This is a genomic window from Nocardia sp. NPDC056564 (genome assembly GCF_042793755.1).
Lineage (GTDB): Bacteria > Actinomycetota > Actinomycetes > Mycobacteriales > Mycobacteriaceae > Nocardia.
The window spans coordinates 131,678-150,444 of the sequence record NZ_JBHTUR010000007.1; the positions used below are offsets into that span (position 1 = coordinate 131,678).

An 18,767-nucleotide genomic window follows, 5' to 3' on the forward strand; every position below is an offset into this window, starting at 1 on the left:
TTGTCTGATTCGCCACTCTCGCCGCCGCGTGAGCACCGAAGTTGCGCCCAGGTGTGGCCCACGGCCCAGTGTTGTGGGGGACCGGTGGGCCAACTCGTAGCGACAGAGTTAGGCTCGGTGTCGTGACTTCCCATTACGACGTTGTCGTTCTCGGTGCCGGTCCTGGCGGTTACGTCGCCGCCATCCGTGCGGCACAGTTAGGCCTCCGTACCGCGATCGTCGAGCAAAAGTACTGGGGCGGTGTGTGCCTGAATGTCGGCTGCATCCCTTCCAAGGCGTTGCTGCGTAACGCTGAGCTGGCGCACATCTTCACCAAGGAGGCCAAGACCTTCGGGATCTCGGGCGAGGTGAACTTCGACTTCGGCGTGGCGTTCGATCGCAGCCGCAAGGTGGCGGACGGCCGGGTCAAGGGCGTCCACTTCCTGATGAAGAAGAACAAGATCGACGAGTTCGACGGCAAGGGCACCTTCACCGACGCGAACACGCTGTCGGTCGAGCTGTCCAAGGGCGGCACCGAGACCGTCACCTTCGACAACGTGATCATCGCGACCGGCACCGTGACCAAGCTGCTGCCGGGCACCCAGCTCAGCGACAACGTGGTGACCTACGAGGAGCAGATCCTCACCCGCGACCTGCCCGGCTCGATCCTGATCGTCGGCGCGGGCGCCATCGGCATGGAGTTCGGCTACGTCCTGAAGAACTACGGTGTCGACGTGCGCATCGTGGAGTTCCTGGACCGCGCGCTGCCGAACGAGGACGCGGACGTCTCGAAAGAGATCACCAAGCAGTACAAGAAGCTCGGCATCACCATCTCCACCGGTGCCGCGGTGCAGTCCATCGACGACGACGGCTCGAAGGTCACCGTCGCGATCAAGGACAACAAGTCCGGCAACGTGGAGACGGTCACCGTCGACAAGGTGCTGCAGGCCGTCGGCTTCGCGCCTCGCGTCGAGGGCTACGGCCTGGAGGCGGCCGGCGTCGAGCTCACCGACCGCGGCGCCATCGCGATCGACGACTACATGCGCACCAACGTGCCGCACATCTACGCCATCGGTGACGTCACCGCGAAGCTGCAGCTCGCGCACGTCGCGGAGGCGCAGGGCGTGGTCGCCGCCGAGACCATCGCGGGCGCGGACACGGTCACCCTGGGCGACTACCGGATGATGCCGCGCGCCACCTTCTGCCAGCCGCAGGTCGCCAGCTTCGGCCTGACCGAGCAGCAGGCCCGCGACGAAGGCTACGACGTGAAGGTGGCGACCTTCCCGTTCATGGCCAACGGCAAGGCGCACGGCCTCGGCGATCCGACCGGCTTCGTCAAGCTGGTCGCCGACGCCAAGTACGGCGAACTGATCGGCGGTCACCTGATCGGCCCGGACGTCTCGGAGCTGCTGCCCGAGCTGACCCTGGCGCAGAAGTGGGACCTCACCATCAACGAGCTGACCCGCAACGTGCACACCCACCCCACGCTCAGCGAAGCCCTGCAGGAGGCCTTCCACGGCCTCGCCGGGCACATGATCAACTTCTGAGCCCAGTCGCACAGCCCGACGGTGGCGCCCGGCCCGAAAGGTCCGGGCGCCACCGTTTTTCGTGGGCGAGGTCTGGTGGTCCCGCCGCCGGTTTGGTAGACAGCGATGATGCGGAAGTGGCTGATCGGCGGCGCGCTGGTGGTTGTCGTCTTGCTGCTGGTGGCGGTCGGCGGGTACTACCTGACGAACTCGCGCACGTTCCAGCTGGCCGGACGGCTGGTGAACCGGGTCGACACCGGCGACAAAGTGGTGGCGCTGACCCTGGACGACGGGCCGACCGATCGTGCGCCCGGCGTCCTGAAAGTGCTTGCCGAGCAACAGATCAAGGCGACCTTCTACCTGGTCGGCGGTGATCTCGCGGCACATCCCGAGTACGGCAGGGCGATCGCCGAGGCCGGGCACGAGATCGGCAACCACAGCTACCACCACCGCCGGATGGTCTTCAGCTCCGCGCGCACCGTCCGGGACGAGATCGAACGCACCGACGCCGAGATCGCGAAAACCGGTTATCCGGGCCCGATTACGTTCCGGCCGCCCTACGGCAAGAAGCTCTGGTCGCTGCCCAAGTACCTGTCCGACCACGATCGCACCTCGGTGACCTGGGATGTCGAACCCGACTCCGGCGAAATCGCGACCGCCGACGAGATCGCCGCGCAGGCCGTGCGCGAGACGCGGCCGGGTTCGATCATCCTGCTGCATGTCATGCACCGGTGGGCGGAACCCGCGCTGGCCGCCGTCCCGCGCATTGTCGCCGAACTACGGGCTCAGGGTTACCAGTTCGTCACCGTCTCGGAGTTGATGCGGCACTGATCAGAGCATCCCGTAGGCGTGCGACGGGGTGAGGATGGCCAGGGCCCGGCGATCGGCGACCATGGCGCGGCGATAGTCGTCCCAGTCCGGGTGCTCGCCGTTCGCCGCGCGGTAGTAGTCGACGAGGGCTTCGACGGTGTCGTCGTGCGGGTCCTCGGCCACCGGCGTGACCGAGGCGATGGCCTCGATCACCGCGTAGGCGAAGAAGTCCTCGCGGGTGACGTGGATGGCGGCCCACGGTTCGCGCACCAGGTTGTGGTACTTCGCGCGGTCCGCGGTGATGGAAATGCGGATGGTGCCGTCGCCGCCGATCACGTGCAGCACGTTGGACAGCTGCGGGCGGCCGTTGCGGCGGATGGTGGTCAGCACGGACCTGCGGTGGTCGCGGGCGAAGTCGACTGCTCGGGCGAGTTCCATGCCGGTATTCAACCGGTGGTGATCCGGGTCTCTTCCCCCGGGCGGCTCAGTCGCGGTGGTAGGCCGCTTGGGCGTCACGGACTTTCGGCATGTTCGTCTCGACCACCAGGACCAGCGCGTGCAGCTGATCGGCGACCTGGGCGCCCAGCTCGGTCAGCGTGTATTCGACCCGCGGCGGGATGGTCTCCTGCACCTCGCGATGCACCATGCCGTCGCGTTCCAGGGCCTGCAGGGTCTGCGACAACATCCGCTCGCTGACCCCGTCGACCCGCCTGCGCAGCGCGCTGAACCGGTAGGACCCCTCGCGCAGCGCGACCAGGGCGAGGATGCCCCAGCGGCTGGCTATGTTCTGTAAAACCGGCCTTGACGTGCAGTTTCTGGCGAATACGTCGGGTTCCAGCGACGGGTCGTCCAGGTCTGGCGACGAGGTGCGCTGCGTACTCATACATCCGATAGTACCCAACTTGACCAAAGTGGTGTATGAATGCATAGTACTTACTAATAGTTAGTGCTTAACGAACCGTACAGGCCCATGGAGGTAGTGATGACCGTTGCAGTGACCGGTGCCAGTGGACAGCTGGGCCGTCTTGTCGTACAGGCGCTGCTGCGCGAGGGCGCCACGCCGGTGGTCGCGATCGTGCGCGATCCGCAGAAGGTCGCCGATCTGGCCGAGCAGGGCGCGGACGCGCGTCAGGCGAGTTACGACGACGCCGAATCGCTGGATCGCGCGCTGGCCGGGGTCGACCGGGTGCTGCTGATCTCCGGCAACGAATTCGGCGCCAGGGTCGCGCAGCACACCAACGTCATTCGCGCCGCCGAGCGCGCGGGCGTCGAGCTGCTGGTCTACACCAGCATCCCGCAGGGACCGCGGAACCCGATGATTCTGGCGCAGGAGCACATCGGCAGCGAGGCGGCTCTCGCCGAGTCGACTGTGCCGCACGCGATTCTGCGCAACGGCTGGTACTGGGAGAACTATCTCGGCGGCCTCGCGCACGCCGTCGAGTCCGGCGTCCTCAACGGCGCCGCGGGCGAGGGCCGGGTGGCCGGCGCGGCGCGCGCCGACTACGCCGAGGCGGCCGCGAAGGTGCTTACCACCGACGGGCGTGCCGGGCAGGTCTACGAGCTGGGCGGCGACGAGCGGCTCACGTACGCCGAACTGGCAGAGGTGATTTCGTCGGTGGCCGGCCGCCCCGTCCGCTACCAGAACCTCCCGCAGGCCGACTACGCCGCAGCCCTCCAGCAGGCCGGCCTGCCCGCGGACTACGCCCATGCCCTCGCCGACGCGGACGCGGGCATCCAGCAGGCCCTCCTCGACGTCACCAGCGGCGACCTGCAAAAGCTGCTCGGCCGTCCGTCCACCCCCGCCGCCGAGGTGTTCCGCACGGCCCTGAGCTGAGCCGCACACCCGCTGATTTCCCGCACAGCGAATCGCCGACGATTCGGTGTGCGGGAAATCGGGCGCTGTGCGGCTACACCCACTGCACCAGCTGCACGATGATGCCGTTCGGATCGCGCATCTGGAAGTAGCGCTCGCCCCACTCCTCGGTCTCGATCGGGGTGACGATCGGTATTCCCTCGCCCTGGAGGCGGGCGTACTGGTCGTCGATGTCCTCCACTACGAACACGACCAGCAGGCCCTCGCCGGCGCTGCCCGCCGCGCTTTCCGGTTTGAACGACTTCAGTCCGGTCCGCAGATAGATCACGTTGAGCCCGGCGTCCGGGCGGTCCAGCGAGATGAACCCGTCGGCCGACATCTTCTCGACGAAGCCCAGGTGATCGATCAGGAACTTCGCCGAGGCCAGCGGATCGGGGACGTTGAGCGAGATGGCAGAAGCGGTGATGTTCATGGGTCCTCCTCGGAGCTGTGCTACTAATTTTATACTTAGTACGCTGTACTTTGTAGAAGAATTTCTGGGCGGCCGCACTATGACCTGGGTCACGCCGATACGATCGGGGCGACCAGGCGAGGAGGCAGGGTGGACGACGATTCGGGGCGGCGGCGCGGAAAGCAGGATCGCAGCGGGGCCGGCGATCCGGTGCGCACGCTGGAGTTGCTGTGGCGGATGCCCGGCAGTCCGGCCCCCGTGCGCGGACCGAAGCAACGCAGCAGCGTGGACGCCGTGGTCGCGGCGGCCGTCGAGATCGCGGACGCGGACGGCATCGCCGCGCTCACCATGCGCGCCGTCGCCACCCGGCTCGGCCTGACGCCCATGGCCACCTACACCTACGTCCCGGGCAAAGCCGAGCTGATCGACCTGATGGTGGATCAGGTCTACGGCGAAATGGACCGCGCCGACCTGTCCGGCCTGCCCTGGCGCGAACGGGTCGCGCGCATCGCGGCCGAGAACCGCACCATGCTCACCCGCCACCCGTGGGTCGCCTACCTGCCGACCACCCGCCCGCCGCTCGGGCCGGGCATGGCCGCCAAATACGACCACGAATTGCAGGCCTTCGAAGGCCTCGGCCTGGACGACGTCACGATGGACGCGTCGCTCACCTACGTCCTCGGCTTCGTCACCTCGGTCGCCCGCATCGCGATCGACACCGCGCGGGCCGCCGCGGACAGCGCGATGTCCGATCATCAATGGTGGGAACGCGCGGCGCCCTTGCTGGAGCAGGTCTTCGACGCGGAACGATTCCCGGTGGCGGTCCGTGTCGGATCAACCGCGGGCCGAACCCACGACTCCGCCTACAGCGCCGACCACGCCTACGATTTCGGCCTCGCCCGAGTACTCGACGGCTTGGCCACCCTCATCGAAAACCATTGAGCACCTGCGACTGCACGCACGCTTCTCGATCTCCCGCACCGGAAACGCGCAGGCGAATACCGGGCAGATGCAACAAGCGCGCTAGACCCCGTCGCGCTGGATCCGCAGGGCGGTGATCGTTGACGCCAGCCCTTCGTACTGATTGACCAGCAGCACGATCTCGATCAAGCTGCGCTCGTCGTAATGCTCGGCCAGCGCCGCCCAGTGCGCGTCATCCAGATCGCGGGTCCGCACCAGCTGATCGACGGCCGCGATCAGCGCCCGGTGCTTGTCCGTCCAACCCGGCGCTTCCGGCCCGGTGCGCAGCCGTTCGAGGATCTCCGAGGTCACCCCGGCCCGCTTGCCGAGCCGAATGTGATGGTCCATCTCGTACTCGCACCCGGTCAGGTGCGCGACGCGAATGATGACCAGCTCCGACTCGTGCCGCGGCAGCCTGCCGCCGGGCATGAGCTTGCCGGAGTAGTGCAGCCAGCCGCGGAACAATCCCCTGGTGCGGCCGAGCGTGCTGAACAGGTGCGCGTCATCGGTGCCCGCGGCCTTGGACAACACCTGCCAGACAACCCAGTTGATCGGGCCCAGCTCCCGCAGGCGTCCGGGCGAGATGCGTGGTCGCAGCGCTGAAACCATGCTTGGTCGGCTCCTCCGCGTGAGGGGGTGGGCGGCCAGGTGGTACCGGGCCGAGCCGTCAGCCTACCGGCGAGTACGGCCCGGATCGATGGCTGTCGCCAATTGCCCGCGCACCCTGGGGATTACCCCGTTACCATCAATCTGCCCGTCCTGACGACGCGGAGAGGCGGACGAGCTCGACATGCTGGTGAGGGTCAAGCCCGGGGCACAACTCTCGGGTGCTGAACAAGAGTTCGTCGAATGTCTGCGTTCCTATCCGTCGGCGGCCCTCGCCATGATCGACGTGCCGGTCGGCGATCGGCGCATCGATGCGGTGATCTGGACGCCGCGCGGGCTGACCGTGCTCGAGGTCAAAGGCTTCCGGCGCAGGCAGAGCGGCATTCTCAGCATCGCCGCGGACGGTCCATGGAAGATCAGCGATGCCGACGCGGACCTGGACGAGCCGTCCGGCAGCCCGTCGGATCGGCTGGAACACGGCATCTCGGCGGTGAAGACCACGCTGGAGCGGGCGCTGATCGACCCCGGTCACGTCTGCGGCGCCGTCGCGCTGATCCCGTTCCGCGGGGCGGTGGTGCGGCCGTCGCGTACCAACCTGCGACCGGGCCTGGACGTCGTCGTCGGCAATGTCGCCGACGCCACCGAGCTGCGCATCTACCTCGAGAGCTTCTCCGCCGGACCGCGGAAGTGGACGGCCGACCGGGTGATCGGCGACTGCACCGCGCTCGGTCTCGCCGACCGCACGCCGTCGCGCGCCGACCTGGTCGACGCCGGGTTCGAGCAGGTGGCGCAGGAGTCGCCGAGCGTCATCCCGCGCCCGCCCAAGCCGCGGGTCGAGCCCACCCCCGGTGTCGCGACCAAAACGCACTCGTACGCGGGGTGGACCGTGGTCGCGCTCGCGGTCGTCGGGATGCTCGCGGTGGTCGGGGTGATCGCCAACTCGCTGGTGCACGACTCCTCGCATCCGACGCCGCAGGAAACCAGCACGACGAGCCCCACTCCGTCGCCGCCCGCCTATCGTCCGAAGCAGTGCTGGCCGTTCCAGCAGGACTGCTGAGCGTCAATCCCGCACGGCCCGAGCCAGTTTGGTGAGTTCCAGCGCGCGCTGCGCACGGGCGAGGACGTGTGCGCGGGAGATATCGATGTGCGTGATGAGGGTGTGCAGCGCGCCCTTCACATTGCCGGACAGCAGCTGTTCGGCGATCGCGATGTGCTCGGCGGTCATGGTGGCGATGCGATCCGGGGTCGGCACGTCCAGGGTGCGGACCGGGCGCACCCGGCTATGCACCGCGGTAAGCGCTTCCGCCAGTGCGGTATTGCCCGCCGCGGTCAGCAGGGTCGTGTGGAACCGCTCGTCGGCGACCAGCGCCGGACCGGGCTCCGGCGGGTGGTCGCGCAGCGTGCGCCAGGTGTCCAGCTCGGCCCGGATCAGGTCGAGATCGTGTGCGGGACGACCGGTTTCGGGCGAATCCGGGCTGACCCGCTGAATGCCCCTGGCCTCCAGCACGATGCGCAGCTCATAGAGGTGATCGAGCTCATCGAGTCGCGGCCGGTAGGGGTAGAGGCCGTCGGCGCGCCGCTCGATCAGCCCATCGGCCTGCAACCGAGCGAGCGCCTCGCGGACCGGGGTGCGCGACACCCCGTAGATCTCCGCGAGCCGTTCCTCGCCGAGTCGTTCGGTCGGCACGAAGATGCCGGCGGCCAGATCCCGGCGCAGCGAGTGATACACGCGCTCGCTCAACGGGATCCGCCCCCGGCGCGGCATGGTGGTCAGCTCAGATCGCCATCGCCGAGCGGACCGCGGTCTCCGCACCCGCACCGCCCGCACCGGTGGAGGTGACCCGGCCGGACGCCAGGATGTAATAGCGTTGCGCCGCCTGGAGCGCGAAGCCGATGTGCTGCTCGACCAGCAGCACGCTCAACCCGCCGCGCCGGGTCAAATCGATGATGGTGCGCTCGATTTCGGCGACCACCGAGGGCTGGATGCCCTCGGTCGGTTCGTCCAGGATGAGCAGCTTCGGCTCGGTGATCAGCGCCCGCGCGATCGCCAATTGCTGCCGCTGCCCGCCGGAGAGCAGGCCCGCCTTGCGGCCGAGCAGTTCGCGCAGCGCGGGAAACAGATCCAGGGATTCGTCGATCAGCGCCTTGCCGCGCTTTCGCCCATCCGCGACCACCTGGAGATTCTCCGCGGTGGTCAGCTGCGGGAAACTCTGTTGTCCCTGCGGCACATACGCCAGACCGCGCCGCACCCGCCGCGACGGCGACAGCTTGGTGATCGGCTCCCCGTCGAATCTGATCTGTCCCGACTTGGTGCCGATCAACCCGACCGCGGTGCGCAGCAGCGTGGTCTTGCCCGCGCCGTTGTGCCCCATGATGGCGACCACGCTGTCGTCCGGAACCGTCACCGACACACCGTGAATCACCTCGCTGCGGCCGTAACCGGAGTGGATATCGATGAGCTCGAGCATCAGACGGACTCCTTCACGGTGGCATCTCCGGTCGTTCCTGCGTCTTCGAGGGCGGTGCCGATGGCCGCGGCCGTGCCGAGATAGACCTCCTGCACCTTCGGATCCGCCTGTACCTGTTCGACGGTGCCCTCGCTCAGCACCTTGCCGCCGGCCAGCACGGTCACCGAGCTGGCGAACGAACGCATGAAGTCCATATCGTGCTCGACCACGACGACGATGCGTTCACCGCCGATGCGGCGCAACAGGTTTCCGGTCTCCTCGCGTTCCTCGGCGCTCATGCCCGCCACCGGCTCGTCGAGCAGCAGCACCGACGCGTTCTGCACCAGCAGCATGCCGATCTCCAGCCACTGCTTCTGGCCGTGCGCGAGCACCCCGGCGGGCTTGTCCCGCAGATCACCGAGGCCGGTGATCTCCAGTGCCTCCTCGATGCCGGGCAGCACCGCAGTGCGCCGGCGCAGCATGGCGCGCGCCGAGCGGCCCGCACCGGCCGCGATGTCGAGATTCTGCAGCACGCTGAGCTGTTCGAACACGCTCGCCGTCTGGAACGTGCGCCCGACGCCCAGCCGGGCGATCTGGTGCACCTTCTTGCCGAGCAGTTCGACGCCGGTCTTCTGCGCCGATCCGGTGGCCGGGACCAGGCCGGTGATCGCGTCGATGAGCGTCGTCTTGCCCGCGCCGTTCGGGCCGATCAAGAAGCGCAGATCGCCTTGCAGCACAGTGATATCGACATCGGTCACCGCTTTGAAGCCGTCGAAACTGACGGAGAGGCCGCGGATCTCGAGGTACTCGCTCGACATGCCGGCATTGCCGCCGAGCTTCGGCTCGGGTGTGGTCGTGCTCATCGGGACTCCACCTTCTCCGGCTCGATCGCCGGCTGGGGTTCGACCACGACCGACGCGGGGGTGGTCGGCGTGCCACGACGGAATCTGCTGTCCAGCAAGCTCTTCAGCATCGGCCACACGCCCGCCAGCCCGGCCGGGATGAAGCCGATCACCACGATGAACAGCACACCTTGCAGATAGGTCCAGCCGGACGGGAACTCCTCGGAGAACGCGGTCTGCGCCCAGGCCACGCCGATCGCGCCGAGCACCGGGCCGAGCAGGGTGGTCCGGCCGCCGATCGCGACGCCGATGAGGAACGCGATGGACGGCACCACGCCGATGTCGGCGGGGGAGATGATGCCGACGATCGGGGTGAACAACGCACCGGCGATGCCGGCGAAGAACGCGGCGACCACGTACGCGATGATCTTCACGTTGGCCGGGTCGTACCCGAGGAAGCGCACCCGCTCCTCCTGATCCCGCACTGCCACAAGCAGTTCGCCGTACCGGCTGCGCATCAGCTGGCGCACCAGGGCGACCACCACCAGCAGCGTGCCCGCCGCGATGAAGAACAGCATCTTGCGGTTCGCCGGATCGGACAGCTTGAACCCGAAGAAGGCGCGGAAGTCCGACAGCCCGGTGAACCCGCCGATGGCCTGCTGCCCGGTCAGCAGGATGGCCAGCGCCGCCGCCAGCGCCTGACTGAGGATGGCGAAATAGGCGCCCTTGACCCGGCGCTTGAACACGCCGTACCCGAGCACCGCCGCGACCAGCGCGGGCAGCACCAGAATCCCGATCAACGCCACCGGCCCGGACGCGAAAGGCCGCCAGAACGAGGGCAATTCACGGATCCCGGAGATCTCCATGAACTCCGGTACGTCATTACCGAGCCGCGCCGCGTCGGCCATCTGCAAATGCATCGCCATGATGTACGCGCCGATGCCGAAGAACACCCCCTGGCCCAGCGTCAGCATTCCGCCCCGCCCCCAGGCCAATCCGATACCCACCGCGACGATCGCGAAGCAGAGGAACTTGGCCAGCAGGTTCAGCCGGAAGTCGCTGAGCACCGCAGGCGCGACCGCGAACAACAGGATCGCGGCGATGCCGAAGCCGCCGAGCGCGGTCAGGGTCGAGTGCGCGCGCCACCGTTCTACCAGCGTGGTCATGCCAAACTCCTTGTGCGAACGGTGAACAGGCCCTGCGGGCGCACCTGCAGGAAGATGACGATCACGACGAACACGATGACCTTCGCGATCGACGCGGTCGTCGAGTATTCGATGTAGGAGTTGAGCAGGCCGAGCGCGAACGCCGCGATCACCGTGCCCTTGATCTGGCCGAGTCCGCCGATCACCACCACCAGGAAGGCATCGATCAGATAGCTCTGCCCGATGGTCGGGCTGGTCGAGCCGATCAGCGTGAGCGCCACCCCGGCGACCCCGGCCAGGCCGGAGCCGATGAAGAACGTGCTGATATCGGTGAAACGACTTGATACGCCGCTGGTTTCGGCCAGGCCGCGGTTCTGCACGACGGCCCGGATGCGCCGTCCCATCGGCGTCGTCTTCAGCACCGTGGCCAGCGTGATCACCGCGGCGACCGCGAGCACCAGGATGAAGATCCGGCTCTTCGGCACCACCGCGCCCAGGATGGTGACGCCGCCGCTGAGCCATTCCGGCGCGACGACATTCTTGGCCGGCGCGCCGAAGACGTCCCTGGCCAGCTGTTGCAGCACCAACCCGACACCGAAGGTGACCAGCAGGGTGTCCAGCGGCCGGTCGTACATCCAGCGGATCAGCCCCATCTCCAGTGCCGCGCCGAGCAGGCCGCCCACCAGGAAACCGACCAGCAACGACACCACCAGCGAGACGCCTGCCGACGAAATGACCTTCTGCACCACATAAGTCGTGTAGCACCCGGCCATGATGAACTCGCCGTGCGCCATATTGATCACGCCCATCTGACCGAAGGTCAACGACAGGCCGAGCGCGGCGAGCAACAGAATTGATCCCAGACTCAACCCGGTGAAGAGCTGGCCGATCACGACGTCCATGCGGACTCCTCGGATATCGGGCCGGTGCGGGGCGACCGTGAGATCACGGCCACCCCACACCGATCGGGCGAATTACTTGAGGCCCTTGGCCCACTCGTAGGACTTGAGGTACGGGTCCGGCGTAACCGCCTTGCCCGAGTCCCACACCGTGTAGATGAGCCCGTCCGGCCGGATCTCACCGATCCGCGCGGTCTTGGTGATGTGATGGTTGGACCCGTCGACGGTCACCAGTCCCTCGGGCGCCTCGAACGTCACGCCGTCGGCCGCGGCCTGAATGTCGGCCACCGCGAACGACTTCGCCTTCTCCACCGTGTTCTTCCACAGGTAGACCGAGGCGTAGGCGGCCTCCATCGGATCCGAGGTCGGCTTGTCCGCGCCGAACGCGGCCTTGTAGTCGGTGACGAACTTCTTGTTCACCGGGGTGTCCACGGTCTGGTAGTAGTTCCACGCGGTCAGCTGCCCGGCGATGTTCTGCGCGCCGATGCCCGCGACCTCCTCCTCCGCGATGGACACCGAAACCACCGGCATCTCAGCGGCTTTGAGGCCGGCGTTGGTGTACTCACGGAAGAACGCCACGTTCGAGTCGCCGTTGAGCGTGTTGAAGACCGCGCCCGCCTTGGCGGTCCGCACCTTGTTCACGATGGTGGAGAAGTCGGTCGAGCCGAGCGGGGTGTAGTCCTCGCCCTTGATCTCGATGCCGTTGGCCTTCGCGTACGCCTTGATCTCGCGGTTGGCGGTCTGTGGGAAGACGTAGTCGGAGCCGACCAGGTAGAGGGAGGTGATGCCCTTCTGCTTCAGGTAGTCCAGTGCCGGAATGATCTGCTGATTGGTGGTCGCGCCGGTGTAGAAGATGTTCTTGCTGTCCTCCAGGCCCTCGTACTGCACCGGGTAGTAGAGCAGCGAGTTCAGGCTCTCGAACTTCGGCTTCATCGCCTTGCGGCTCGACGAGGTCCAGCCGCCGAACACCGCCGCGACGCAGTCGGAGCTGATCAGCTTCTCGGCCTTCTCCGCGAAGGTCTTCGGGTCCGACGCGCCGTCCTCGAGCACCAGCTCGATCTTCTTGCCGAGCACCCCGCCCGCGGCGTTGATCTGGTCGACCGCCAGCTTGGTCGAGTTGGCCACGGTGACCTCGGAAATGGCCATCGTGCCGGACAGCGAGTGCAGCGATCCGACCTTGATCGAGTCCTTCGACGTGTCCACGCAGGAGGCGGCGTTCGAGCCGGTGGTCGTTGCGTCGTCCTTGGCGCCGCAGGCGGTCAGCAACAAACCGGCGAGCGCTACCGCGGTGGGTACCGCCATCGCCTTGGCCATGCGCCGGGAGCGGGATCGATGGATGGCACGGGAATCTGACATGGGGCGGGACCCTTCTCACTTCATCAGGTAATTCGGCGGCACGACGTGCACCGCGGCGAACACCTCCGCCTTTGCCCCGGTCAGAGCTGTCGACCGGGATGTATACAGGCGGTGTATTCGTGGTGCGAACGTTAGACAGAAGTTGTTGCGCCGGAATATCTCTCGGTGACGAGTCCGTTGCCTGTGTTTCGGCCGTGTGAACCTTTGCGGTTACCGTCTGGTGAACCTCGGTGAGGTGGCGGCGAGCCTACGGTTGCGTAGCGTCGCCGCGGTACGGCAGGCTGCGTTTGTACATCGTCAAAACGGCCGAAACCTGGGAGGACCGTCGTGGGTCACTACAAGGCGAACGTGCGTGACATCGAATTCAACCTCTTCGAGGTGTTCGGGCTGGACAAGCTGCTCGACACGGGCGCCTACGGTGATCTCGACTCCGATACCGTGCGCGAGATCCTGGCCGAGGTGAAGCGGCTGGCCGAGGGGCCGATCGCCGAGTCCTTCGTCGCGGCCGACCGCGATCCGGTGGCGTTCGTGCCGGACACCCACTCGGTCACGGTGCCGGACGCGCTGCGCAAGACCATCACGGCGGTGCACGACGCCGACTGGAGCAGGCTCGGGCTGCCGGAGGGCATGGGCGGCACGCCCGCGCCCGCCGCGGTGGTGTGGGCGGTCCAGGAGATGATCATGTGCGCCAACCCGGCGGCGAGCTTCTTCAACATGGGCCCGGTAATGGCCGCGGTGCTCTACAACGTCGGCAACGACCAGCAGAAGCACTGGGCCACCGAGGGGTACGAGCGCGGCTGGCAGGGCACCATGGTGCTGACCGAGCCGGACGCGGGCTCCGATGTCGGGGCGGGCCGCACCAAGGCGATCGAGCAGCCCGACGGCACCTGGCACATCGAGGGCATCAAGCGCTTCATCTCCGGCGGCGACGTCGGCGACACCGCGGAGAACATGTTCCACCTGGTGCTCGCCCGCCCCGAGGGCGCGGGCCCCGGCACCAAGGGCCTGTCGCTGTTCTATGTGCCGAAGTTCCTCTTCGATGCCCAGACGCTGGAGCTCGGCGCCCGCAACGGCGTATTCGCGACCAACCTCGAGCACAAGATGGGCCTGAAGTCCTCGCCCACCTGTGAGCTGACCTTCGGCGGCGACGTGCCCGCGGTCGGCTGGCTGGTCGGTGACGTGCACAACGGCATCGCGCAGATGTTCCAGGTGATCGAGAACGCGCGCATGGTGGTCGGCATCAAGTCCACCGGCACGCTGTCCACCGGGTACCTCAACGCGCTCGAGTACGCCAAGGAACGCGTGCAGGGCGCCGATCTGACCCAGATGACCGACAAGGCCGCCCCGCGGGTACCGATCACCCGGCACCCGGATGTGCGGCGCAGCCTGGCCTTGCAGAAGGCGTACGCCGAGGGGCTGCGGGCGGTGTACCTCTACACCGCGGCGCACCAGAATCCCGATGTGGCACAGCTGGTTTCGGGCGCGGACGCCGAATTGGCGCACCGCGTCGACGATCTGCTGCTGCCGATCGTCAAGGGCGTCGGTTCCGAGCGGGCCTACGAGTATCTGACCGAATCGCTGCAGACCCTGGGCGGTTCGGGTTACCTGCAGGACTACCCGATCGAGCAGTACATCCGGGACGCGAAGATCGACTCGCTGTACGAGGGCACCACCGCGATCCAGGCGCAGGACTTCTTCTTCCGCAAGATCATTCGGGACAAGGGGGTGGCGATCGGGCACGTCACCGGGCAGATCGCCGCGTTCCTGGAGACCAAGAGCGGGCGCTTCGAGTCCGAACGCGAGCTGCTGCGTACGGCTCTGGGCGAGGTGCAGGCCATGGCCGCGACCCTGACCGGCTATCTGATGGCGGGCCAGCAGGATTCGGCCGAGCTGTACAAGGTCGGCCTCGGCTCGGTGCGCTTCCTGCTCTCCGTCGGCGACCTGCTCATCGGCTGGCGGTTGCTGGTGCAAGCGGAGATCGCGGCCGCCGCACTGGCCGGGGACGCACCGGCGAAGGACCGCGACTTCTACGCCGGAAAGGTGGCCGCCGCAAGCTTCTTCGCGAAGAACGTGCTGCCGCAGTTGACCGCCAACGCGGCGATCATCGCCGCCATCGACACCGACATCATGAAGCTGGACGAAGCGGCCTTCTGAGCCGGACTTCCGCTTGATCGAAGGCGCCCTTCACACGGCTGGCAGGGCGCCTTCGATCGTTATGCGGAGGCAGGGAGTTACTCGGCCAGCAGTTTCAGGACGACCGGCCGGGACAGGGTGCCGGAGACGTCGCGGGCGAGTTGGTTGGCGGTGGTCCCCTGCGCGTGGGCCTCGCGCAGGGCGGCGGCGAGCTCGTCGCGGGCGGTCTCGGCGGCCGCCTGGGCCTCGCGCAGGCGTTGGGCCGCTCGGTCGACCCTGGTGGGCTGGTCTGCCTGGGTAGTCAAGGCATTGACCGGCGCGGCTTCCGGTGCTGACGACGCCACGTCCGCCTTCATCGCGGGCGGCAGGTTCGCCATCGCCGCCTTGGCGAACTCCTGCATGAACTCGCGGGTCGCGGCCTTGTCCTCGGCGGCGTTGCCGAGCAGCAGGCGGGTGGTCTGCGGCACGGCCAGGCTCCAGTTCGACATGCCGCACAGCGCGAGCAGCAATCGCCCGGCGTACTGCGCGTCGATGCCGAATTGTTCGATGGCGCGGTCGAATTTCTGCTCGTAGTGCTGGGCGCGCCAGCCGTCGATGTCGTGCGCGTCGACGCCGCGGTGCAGGCCCTCCCACAGCAGCAGGCGCAGCAGTTGCGGGTTGTTGTTGTGGTAGTCGAACAGCTTGCCGATGTAGCGGCCGGGGTCGGTCTCGGTCAACGGCTGGACCACGTCCATGAACTCGCGCATGGTGTCGATCAAGATGACGTCGAACAGCTTGTCCTTGCTGCCGAACAAGCCGTAGATGCGTTCCTTGTTCACCCCGGCGGCCTCGGCGATGCGGTCTACCCGCGCGCCGGCCAGGCCGTATTCGGCGAATTCGTCCCGCGCGGCACGCAATAGCGCCTGTTTGGTCGCGTCGCTGCGTTTGATCGTGGCCGTCATGGTCCATGATTTTACCATCCGTTTAAACCAACTATTTGGTTGACAACCGATCACTCGCGGTCCTACTGTCATCGTCATGGCTACGCCGACTCTTCCGCTCACGACCGGTACCCCGGCCGCCGCGCCCGCCCTGGGCGCCCCCTCGCGCGCCCACACCGCGCGCACCGTGCCCGTTTTCGTGCTGGCCGCGCTGCTCGCGACCGGCCAGATGTACGTGCCGATTCCCCTGTTCGCGGCCATGAAATCGGACTGGAATGTGGGCTCCGGCGTGATGACCTGGATCATCAGCGCGTTCGCCTTCGGCTACGCGGGCGGTTTCGTGCTGTTCGGCCCGCTCTCGGACCGCTACGGGCACCGCCGGGTCCTGATGACCGGCATGCTCGTCGCCGCGGTGGTCACCCTATTGACCGGCCTGGCGTTCAGCGCACCGGTCGCGGTCGCCCTGCGCATCGTGCAGGGCCTGGTGGTCGGGTCCATTCCGCCCGCGATCATGGCCTATGTCGCCACCCGGGTCACGCCCGCGCACCGAGCCGTGGCGACCATGTCGGTGGCCACCTCGTTCCTGGCCGCGACGGTGATCGCGCAGATCGTCTCGCAGGCCGTGGTCGCCTCGTTCCCGTGGCGCACCATGTTCATCGGGTCCGCCGTGGTCTTCGCGGTGCTCGCGGTCGTGCTGCGCCGGGTGATGCTCGAGGACGTCCCGGCCGGGCGTGAGCTGCCGCTGCGGCACAGCTACGCCGCCATTCCCGCGGTGCTGCGCATCCGCCCGCTGCTGCCGATGCTGGTCGCCGGTTCGATGAGCATGGCGGTGATGGTCGGCGTCTACACCGGCCTCGAGCTCACCGGTGTGGTCAAGGGTTCCGGCGAACTGCTGGCCCTGCGGGCGGGCGCGCTCCCGGTGATGGTGGCGCTGCCGCTGCTGGCCATCCCGCTGGCCCGGTTGACCAAGCACTACCAGATCATGCTCGGTGTCCTGGTCGCGGCGGCCGCGATGGTGGCGGCCACTTTCGAGGGGTCGCACCTGGCGGTGCTGACCATCCTGCTCGCGGTTCTGGTCGGCGGCCTCGGCGTGATCGGTCCCGCCGTGCTGCAGAGCGCGGGCGAGCTCGGCGGCGAATCCAGGGCCGCCGCGATGTCGGTCGCGATGTTCAGCTTCTACGTGGGCGCCACGGTGGGCCCGCTGGTCGCGGCGGCCGCTGCGCCGCACGGCTTCTCGGCTCTGGCCTGGACCCTGGCCGCGCTGCTTGTGCTCGCGCTGGCCATGACCCTGGTCGGGCTGCGGATTCAACGGCGGGCACTGGCCGTGGCCTAGCCAGCCGCATCCGCCCAACGGCGAAGGCCGACATCGCGATCCGGCGATGTCGGCCTTGTGCCCGTTGTCCCGCAACGGCTTCGGGGCTACTTCAGTACGTAGGGCGAGACCGAGCTGCGGTGCTCGCTGATGTCGAGGACCTTGCCGAGCGGCGGGAACGCACGCTGCGGGCAATTCAGGCGCTCGCAGACGCGGCAGCCTGCCCCGATCGGCGTGGCCTGGACCTCGTCGAGATCGATGCCGTCGGCGTAGATCACCCGGCCCGCATGCCGGAGCTCGCAGCCGAGGCCGATGGCGAAGGTCTTGCTCGGCTGGCCGTAGCGGGTGGCGCGGCGCTCCACCGTGCGGGCGACCCACAGGTATTTGCGGCCGTCGGGCATCTGGGCGATCTGCGTCATGATCTTGCCGGGGTAGGCGAAGGTTTCGTACACGTTCCACAGCGGGCAGGTGCCGCCGCTGGCGGAGAAGTGGAAACCGGTGGCGGACTGGCGTTTCGACATGTTCCCGGCCCGGTCCACCCGGACGAAGGAGAACGGGACGCCGCGCAGCTTGGGTCGCTGCAAGGTCGAAAGCCGGTGGCAGATGGTCTCGTAACTCTGGGTGAAGAACGCCGAGAGCCGCTCGATGTCGTAGCGGAAGTCCTCGGCCACCTCGTGAAAGTGCGTGTAGGGCAGCACGGTCGCCGCCGCGAAGTAGTTCGCCAGCCCCAGCATGGCCAGCTTGCGGGTGTCCTCGGAGGCGAAATTGCCCTCTTCGACCAGCTTTTCGAGCAGCTCGCCGCATTCGAAATAGGCGAGCTCGGCGGCGAGTTTGAAGGTGCGCTGGCCACCGGACAGGTGCGGCGCGATCTCCAGCCGCTGGGTGGTCTCGTCGTAGCGGTGCAGCACGCCCTCGCCGAGGTCGATGCGCTCCACGATCCGCACGTCGTGCGCGCGCAGGATCCGCGCCACCTCGCTGTTCACGTCGCCGCCGTGGAATCGGATGCGCGCGGTGAGTTCCTCTGCGGCGGTGTCCAATTCGTGGATGTAGTTCTGCCGCTGATAGAAGAAGTCGCGAACCTCCTCGTGCGGCTTGCTGATCGCCGCGCTGCCCGAACCGTCGGCGAAGCGGTCCTCGGTGGCGGCGGCCAGCTGGGCGGAGGTGTTGCGATAGCGGTTGTGCATGTTGACCAGCGCGCGCGCCATGCTCGGGTGCGCGGAGACCATGTCCGCGATCTCCTGGGTGTCGGCCTCGATGCCCAGCTCCTGGTCCATCACGACCTCCTGGAGTTCGGCGATGAGCCGGGTGTCGTCCTGGGAGGAGAAGAAGGTCGCGTCGACCCCGAACACCTCGCTGATCCGCAGCAGTACCGCAACGGTGAGCGGGCGCACGTCGTGTTCGATCTGATTGAGGTAGCTCGCCGAGATCTCCAGCTTCTGGGCGAGTGAGACCTGGCTCAGCCCCCGTTCGGTCCGCAGCTGACGAAGCCGCGCCCCGACGTAAGTCTTGGCCATGCGTCCAGTTTATGGGCGTTTTCGCAACCGTGCCAATGGGTAATTAGCAGTTCT

Annotated in this window: 19 protein-coding genes; 7 read left to right on the forward strand and 12 right to left on the reverse strand. The window is 67.4% G+C overall.

What is annotated here, in order from left to right:
- Positions 1-122 precede the first annotated feature (122 nt).
- Positions 123-1,526, forward strand: a complete 1,404-nt coding sequence (gene lpdA / locus ACFQ9K_RS19610) for a dihydrolipoyl dehydrogenase (protein ID WP_378725664.1) — start codon at positions 123-125, stop codon at positions 1,524-1,526.
- Positions 1,527-1,631: 105 nt separating this feature from the next.
- Positions 1,632-2,336, forward strand: coding sequence for a polysaccharide deacetylase family protein (locus ACFQ9K_RS19615; RefSeq protein WP_378722142.1), 705 nt, complete (start codon positions 1,632-1,634; stop codon positions 2,334-2,336).
- Here the strand turns inward: ACFQ9K_RS19615 and ACFQ9K_RS19620 are convergent, their stop codons facing one another.
- Together ACFQ9K_RS19620 and ACFQ9K_RS19625 are read right to left on the reverse strand one after the other, a co-directional pair.
- Positions 2,337-2,753: a PPOX class F420-dependent oxidoreductase gene (locus tag ACFQ9K_RS19620; protein WP_378722141.1), complete on the reverse strand. Its 417-nt coding sequence runs from the start codon at positions 2,751-2,753 to the stop codon at positions 2,337-2,339. It lies immediately after the preceding gene.
- A gap of 46 nt (positions 2,754-2,799) precedes the next feature.
- Positions 2,800-3,198: a winged helix-turn-helix transcriptional regulator gene (locus ACFQ9K_RS19625; RefSeq protein ID WP_378722140.1), complete on the reverse strand. Its 399-nt coding sequence runs from the start codon at positions 3,196-3,198 to the stop codon at positions 2,800-2,802.
- A gap of 99 nt (positions 3,199-3,297) precedes the next feature.
- Here ACFQ9K_RS19625 and ACFQ9K_RS19630 point away from each other — a divergent pair, with 99 nt between their 5' ends.
- A complete protein-coding gene (locus ACFQ9K_RS19630; protein ID WP_378722139.1) occupies positions 3,298-4,149 on the forward strand; it encodes an SDR family oxidoreductase in 852 nt (283 codons plus the stop codon).
- Positions 4,150-4,222: 73 nt separating this feature from the next.
- Here ACFQ9K_RS19630 and ACFQ9K_RS19635 read toward each other — a convergent pair whose 3' ends face one another.
- Positions 4,223-4,600, reverse strand: a complete 378-nt coding sequence (locus tag ACFQ9K_RS19635) for a VOC family protein (RefSeq protein WP_378722138.1) — start codon at positions 4,598-4,600, stop codon at positions 4,223-4,225.
- A 216-nt stretch (positions 4,601-4,816) separates the two neighbouring features.
- On the opposite strand from ACFQ9K_RS19635, the gene ACFQ9K_RS19640 reads away from it, so the two are divergent.
- Positions 4,817-5,521: a TetR/AcrR family transcriptional regulator gene (locus ACFQ9K_RS19640; RefSeq protein ID WP_378722146.1), complete on the forward strand. Its 705-nt coding sequence runs from the start codon at positions 4,817-4,819 to the stop codon at positions 5,519-5,521.
- Between the two features lie 81 nt (positions 5,522-5,602).
- Here ACFQ9K_RS19640 and ACFQ9K_RS19645 read toward each other — a convergent pair whose 3' ends face one another.
- On the reverse strand, positions 5,603-6,136 hold the full coding sequence (locus ACFQ9K_RS19645) for a carboxymuconolactone decarboxylase family protein (protein ID WP_378722145.1): 534 nt from the start codon (positions 6,134-6,136) through the stop codon (positions 5,603-5,605).
- A gap of 193 nt (positions 6,137-6,329) precedes the next feature.
- On the opposite strand from ACFQ9K_RS19645, the gene ACFQ9K_RS19650 reads away from it, so the two are divergent.
- Positions 6,330-7,202 (forward strand): NERD domain-containing protein, encoded by an 873-nt coding sequence (locus ACFQ9K_RS19650; protein ID WP_378722137.1) that lies wholly within the window; start codon positions 6,330-6,332, stop codon positions 7,200-7,202.
- Between the two features lie 3 nt (positions 7,203-7,205).
- On the opposite strand, the gene ACFQ9K_RS19655 is transcribed toward ACFQ9K_RS19650, so the two are convergent.
- From ACFQ9K_RS19655 to urtA, 6 genes are all read right to left on the reverse strand, one after another.
- Entirely contained in the window at positions 7,206-7,910 is a 705-nt protein-coding gene (locus ACFQ9K_RS19655; RefSeq protein ID WP_378722136.1) for a GntR family transcriptional regulator, read from the reverse strand.
- Positions 7,911-7,920: 10 nt separating this feature from the next.
- Positions 7,921-8,613, reverse strand: a complete 693-nt coding sequence (gene urtE / locus ACFQ9K_RS19660; RefSeq protein ID WP_378722135.1) for an urea ABC transporter ATP-binding subunit UrtE — start codon at positions 8,611-8,613, stop codon at positions 7,921-7,923.
- Positions 8,613-9,455 (reverse strand): urea ABC transporter ATP-binding protein UrtD, encoded by an 843-nt coding sequence (urtD, locus tag ACFQ9K_RS19665; RefSeq protein ID WP_378722134.1) that lies wholly within the window; start codon positions 9,453-9,455, stop codon positions 8,613-8,615. Before urtD ends, urtE begins: the two co-directional genes overlap by 1 nt.
- Complete coding sequence (urtC, locus tag ACFQ9K_RS19670; RefSeq protein ID WP_378722133.1) at positions 9,452-10,600, reverse strand: urea ABC transporter permease subunit UrtC; 1,149 nt, start codon at positions 10,598-10,600, stop codon at positions 9,452-9,454. Before urtC ends, urtD begins: the two co-directional genes overlap by 4 nt.
- Positions 10,597-11,481 carry an urea ABC transporter permease subunit UrtB gene (urtB, locus tag ACFQ9K_RS19675; protein ID WP_378722132.1) on the reverse strand — a complete coding sequence of 295 codons (885 nt, stop codon included), beginning with the start codon at positions 11,479-11,481 and terminating at the stop codon, positions 10,597-10,599. The genes urtC and urtB overlap by 4 nt, the downstream gene beginning before the upstream one ends.
- Positions 11,482-11,553: 72 nt before the next feature.
- Positions 11,554-12,792, reverse strand: a complete 1,239-nt coding sequence (gene urtA, locus ACFQ9K_RS19680) for an urea ABC transporter substrate-binding protein (RefSeq protein ID WP_378722144.1) — start codon at positions 12,790-12,792, stop codon at positions 11,554-11,556.
- A gap of 369 nt (positions 12,793-13,161) precedes the next feature.
- Here urtA and ACFQ9K_RS19685 point away from each other — a divergent pair, with 369 nt between their 5' ends.
- Positions 13,162-14,988, forward strand: a complete 1,827-nt coding sequence (locus ACFQ9K_RS19685) for an acyl-CoA dehydrogenase (RefSeq protein WP_378722131.1) — start codon at positions 13,162-13,164, stop codon at positions 14,986-14,988.
- 77 nt (positions 14,989-15,065) lie between these two features.
- Here ACFQ9K_RS19685 and ACFQ9K_RS19690 read toward each other — a convergent pair whose 3' ends face one another.
- Complete coding sequence (locus ACFQ9K_RS19690; protein WP_378722130.1) at positions 15,066-15,908, reverse strand: TetR/AcrR family transcriptional regulator; 843 nt, start codon at positions 15,906-15,908, stop codon at positions 15,066-15,068.
- A 76-nt stretch (positions 15,909-15,984) separates the two neighbouring features.
- Here ACFQ9K_RS19690 and ACFQ9K_RS19695 point away from each other — a divergent pair, with 76 nt between their 5' ends.
- Positions 15,985-17,220, forward strand: a complete 1,236-nt coding sequence (locus tag ACFQ9K_RS19695) for an MFS transporter (RefSeq protein ID WP_378722129.1) — start codon at positions 15,985-15,987, stop codon at positions 17,218-17,220.
- An 86-nt stretch (positions 17,221-17,306) separates the two neighbouring features.
- Here ACFQ9K_RS19695 and ramB read toward each other — a convergent pair whose 3' ends face one another.
- The gene (gene ramB, locus ACFQ9K_RS19700) at positions 17,307-18,713 is read right to left on the reverse strand and encodes an acetate metabolism transcriptional regulator RamB (RefSeq protein ID WP_378722128.1); all 1,407 of its coding nucleotides are present in this window, start codon (positions 18,711-18,713) and stop codon (positions 17,307-17,309) included.
- Between the last annotated feature and the right edge of the window lie 54 nt (positions 18,714-18,767).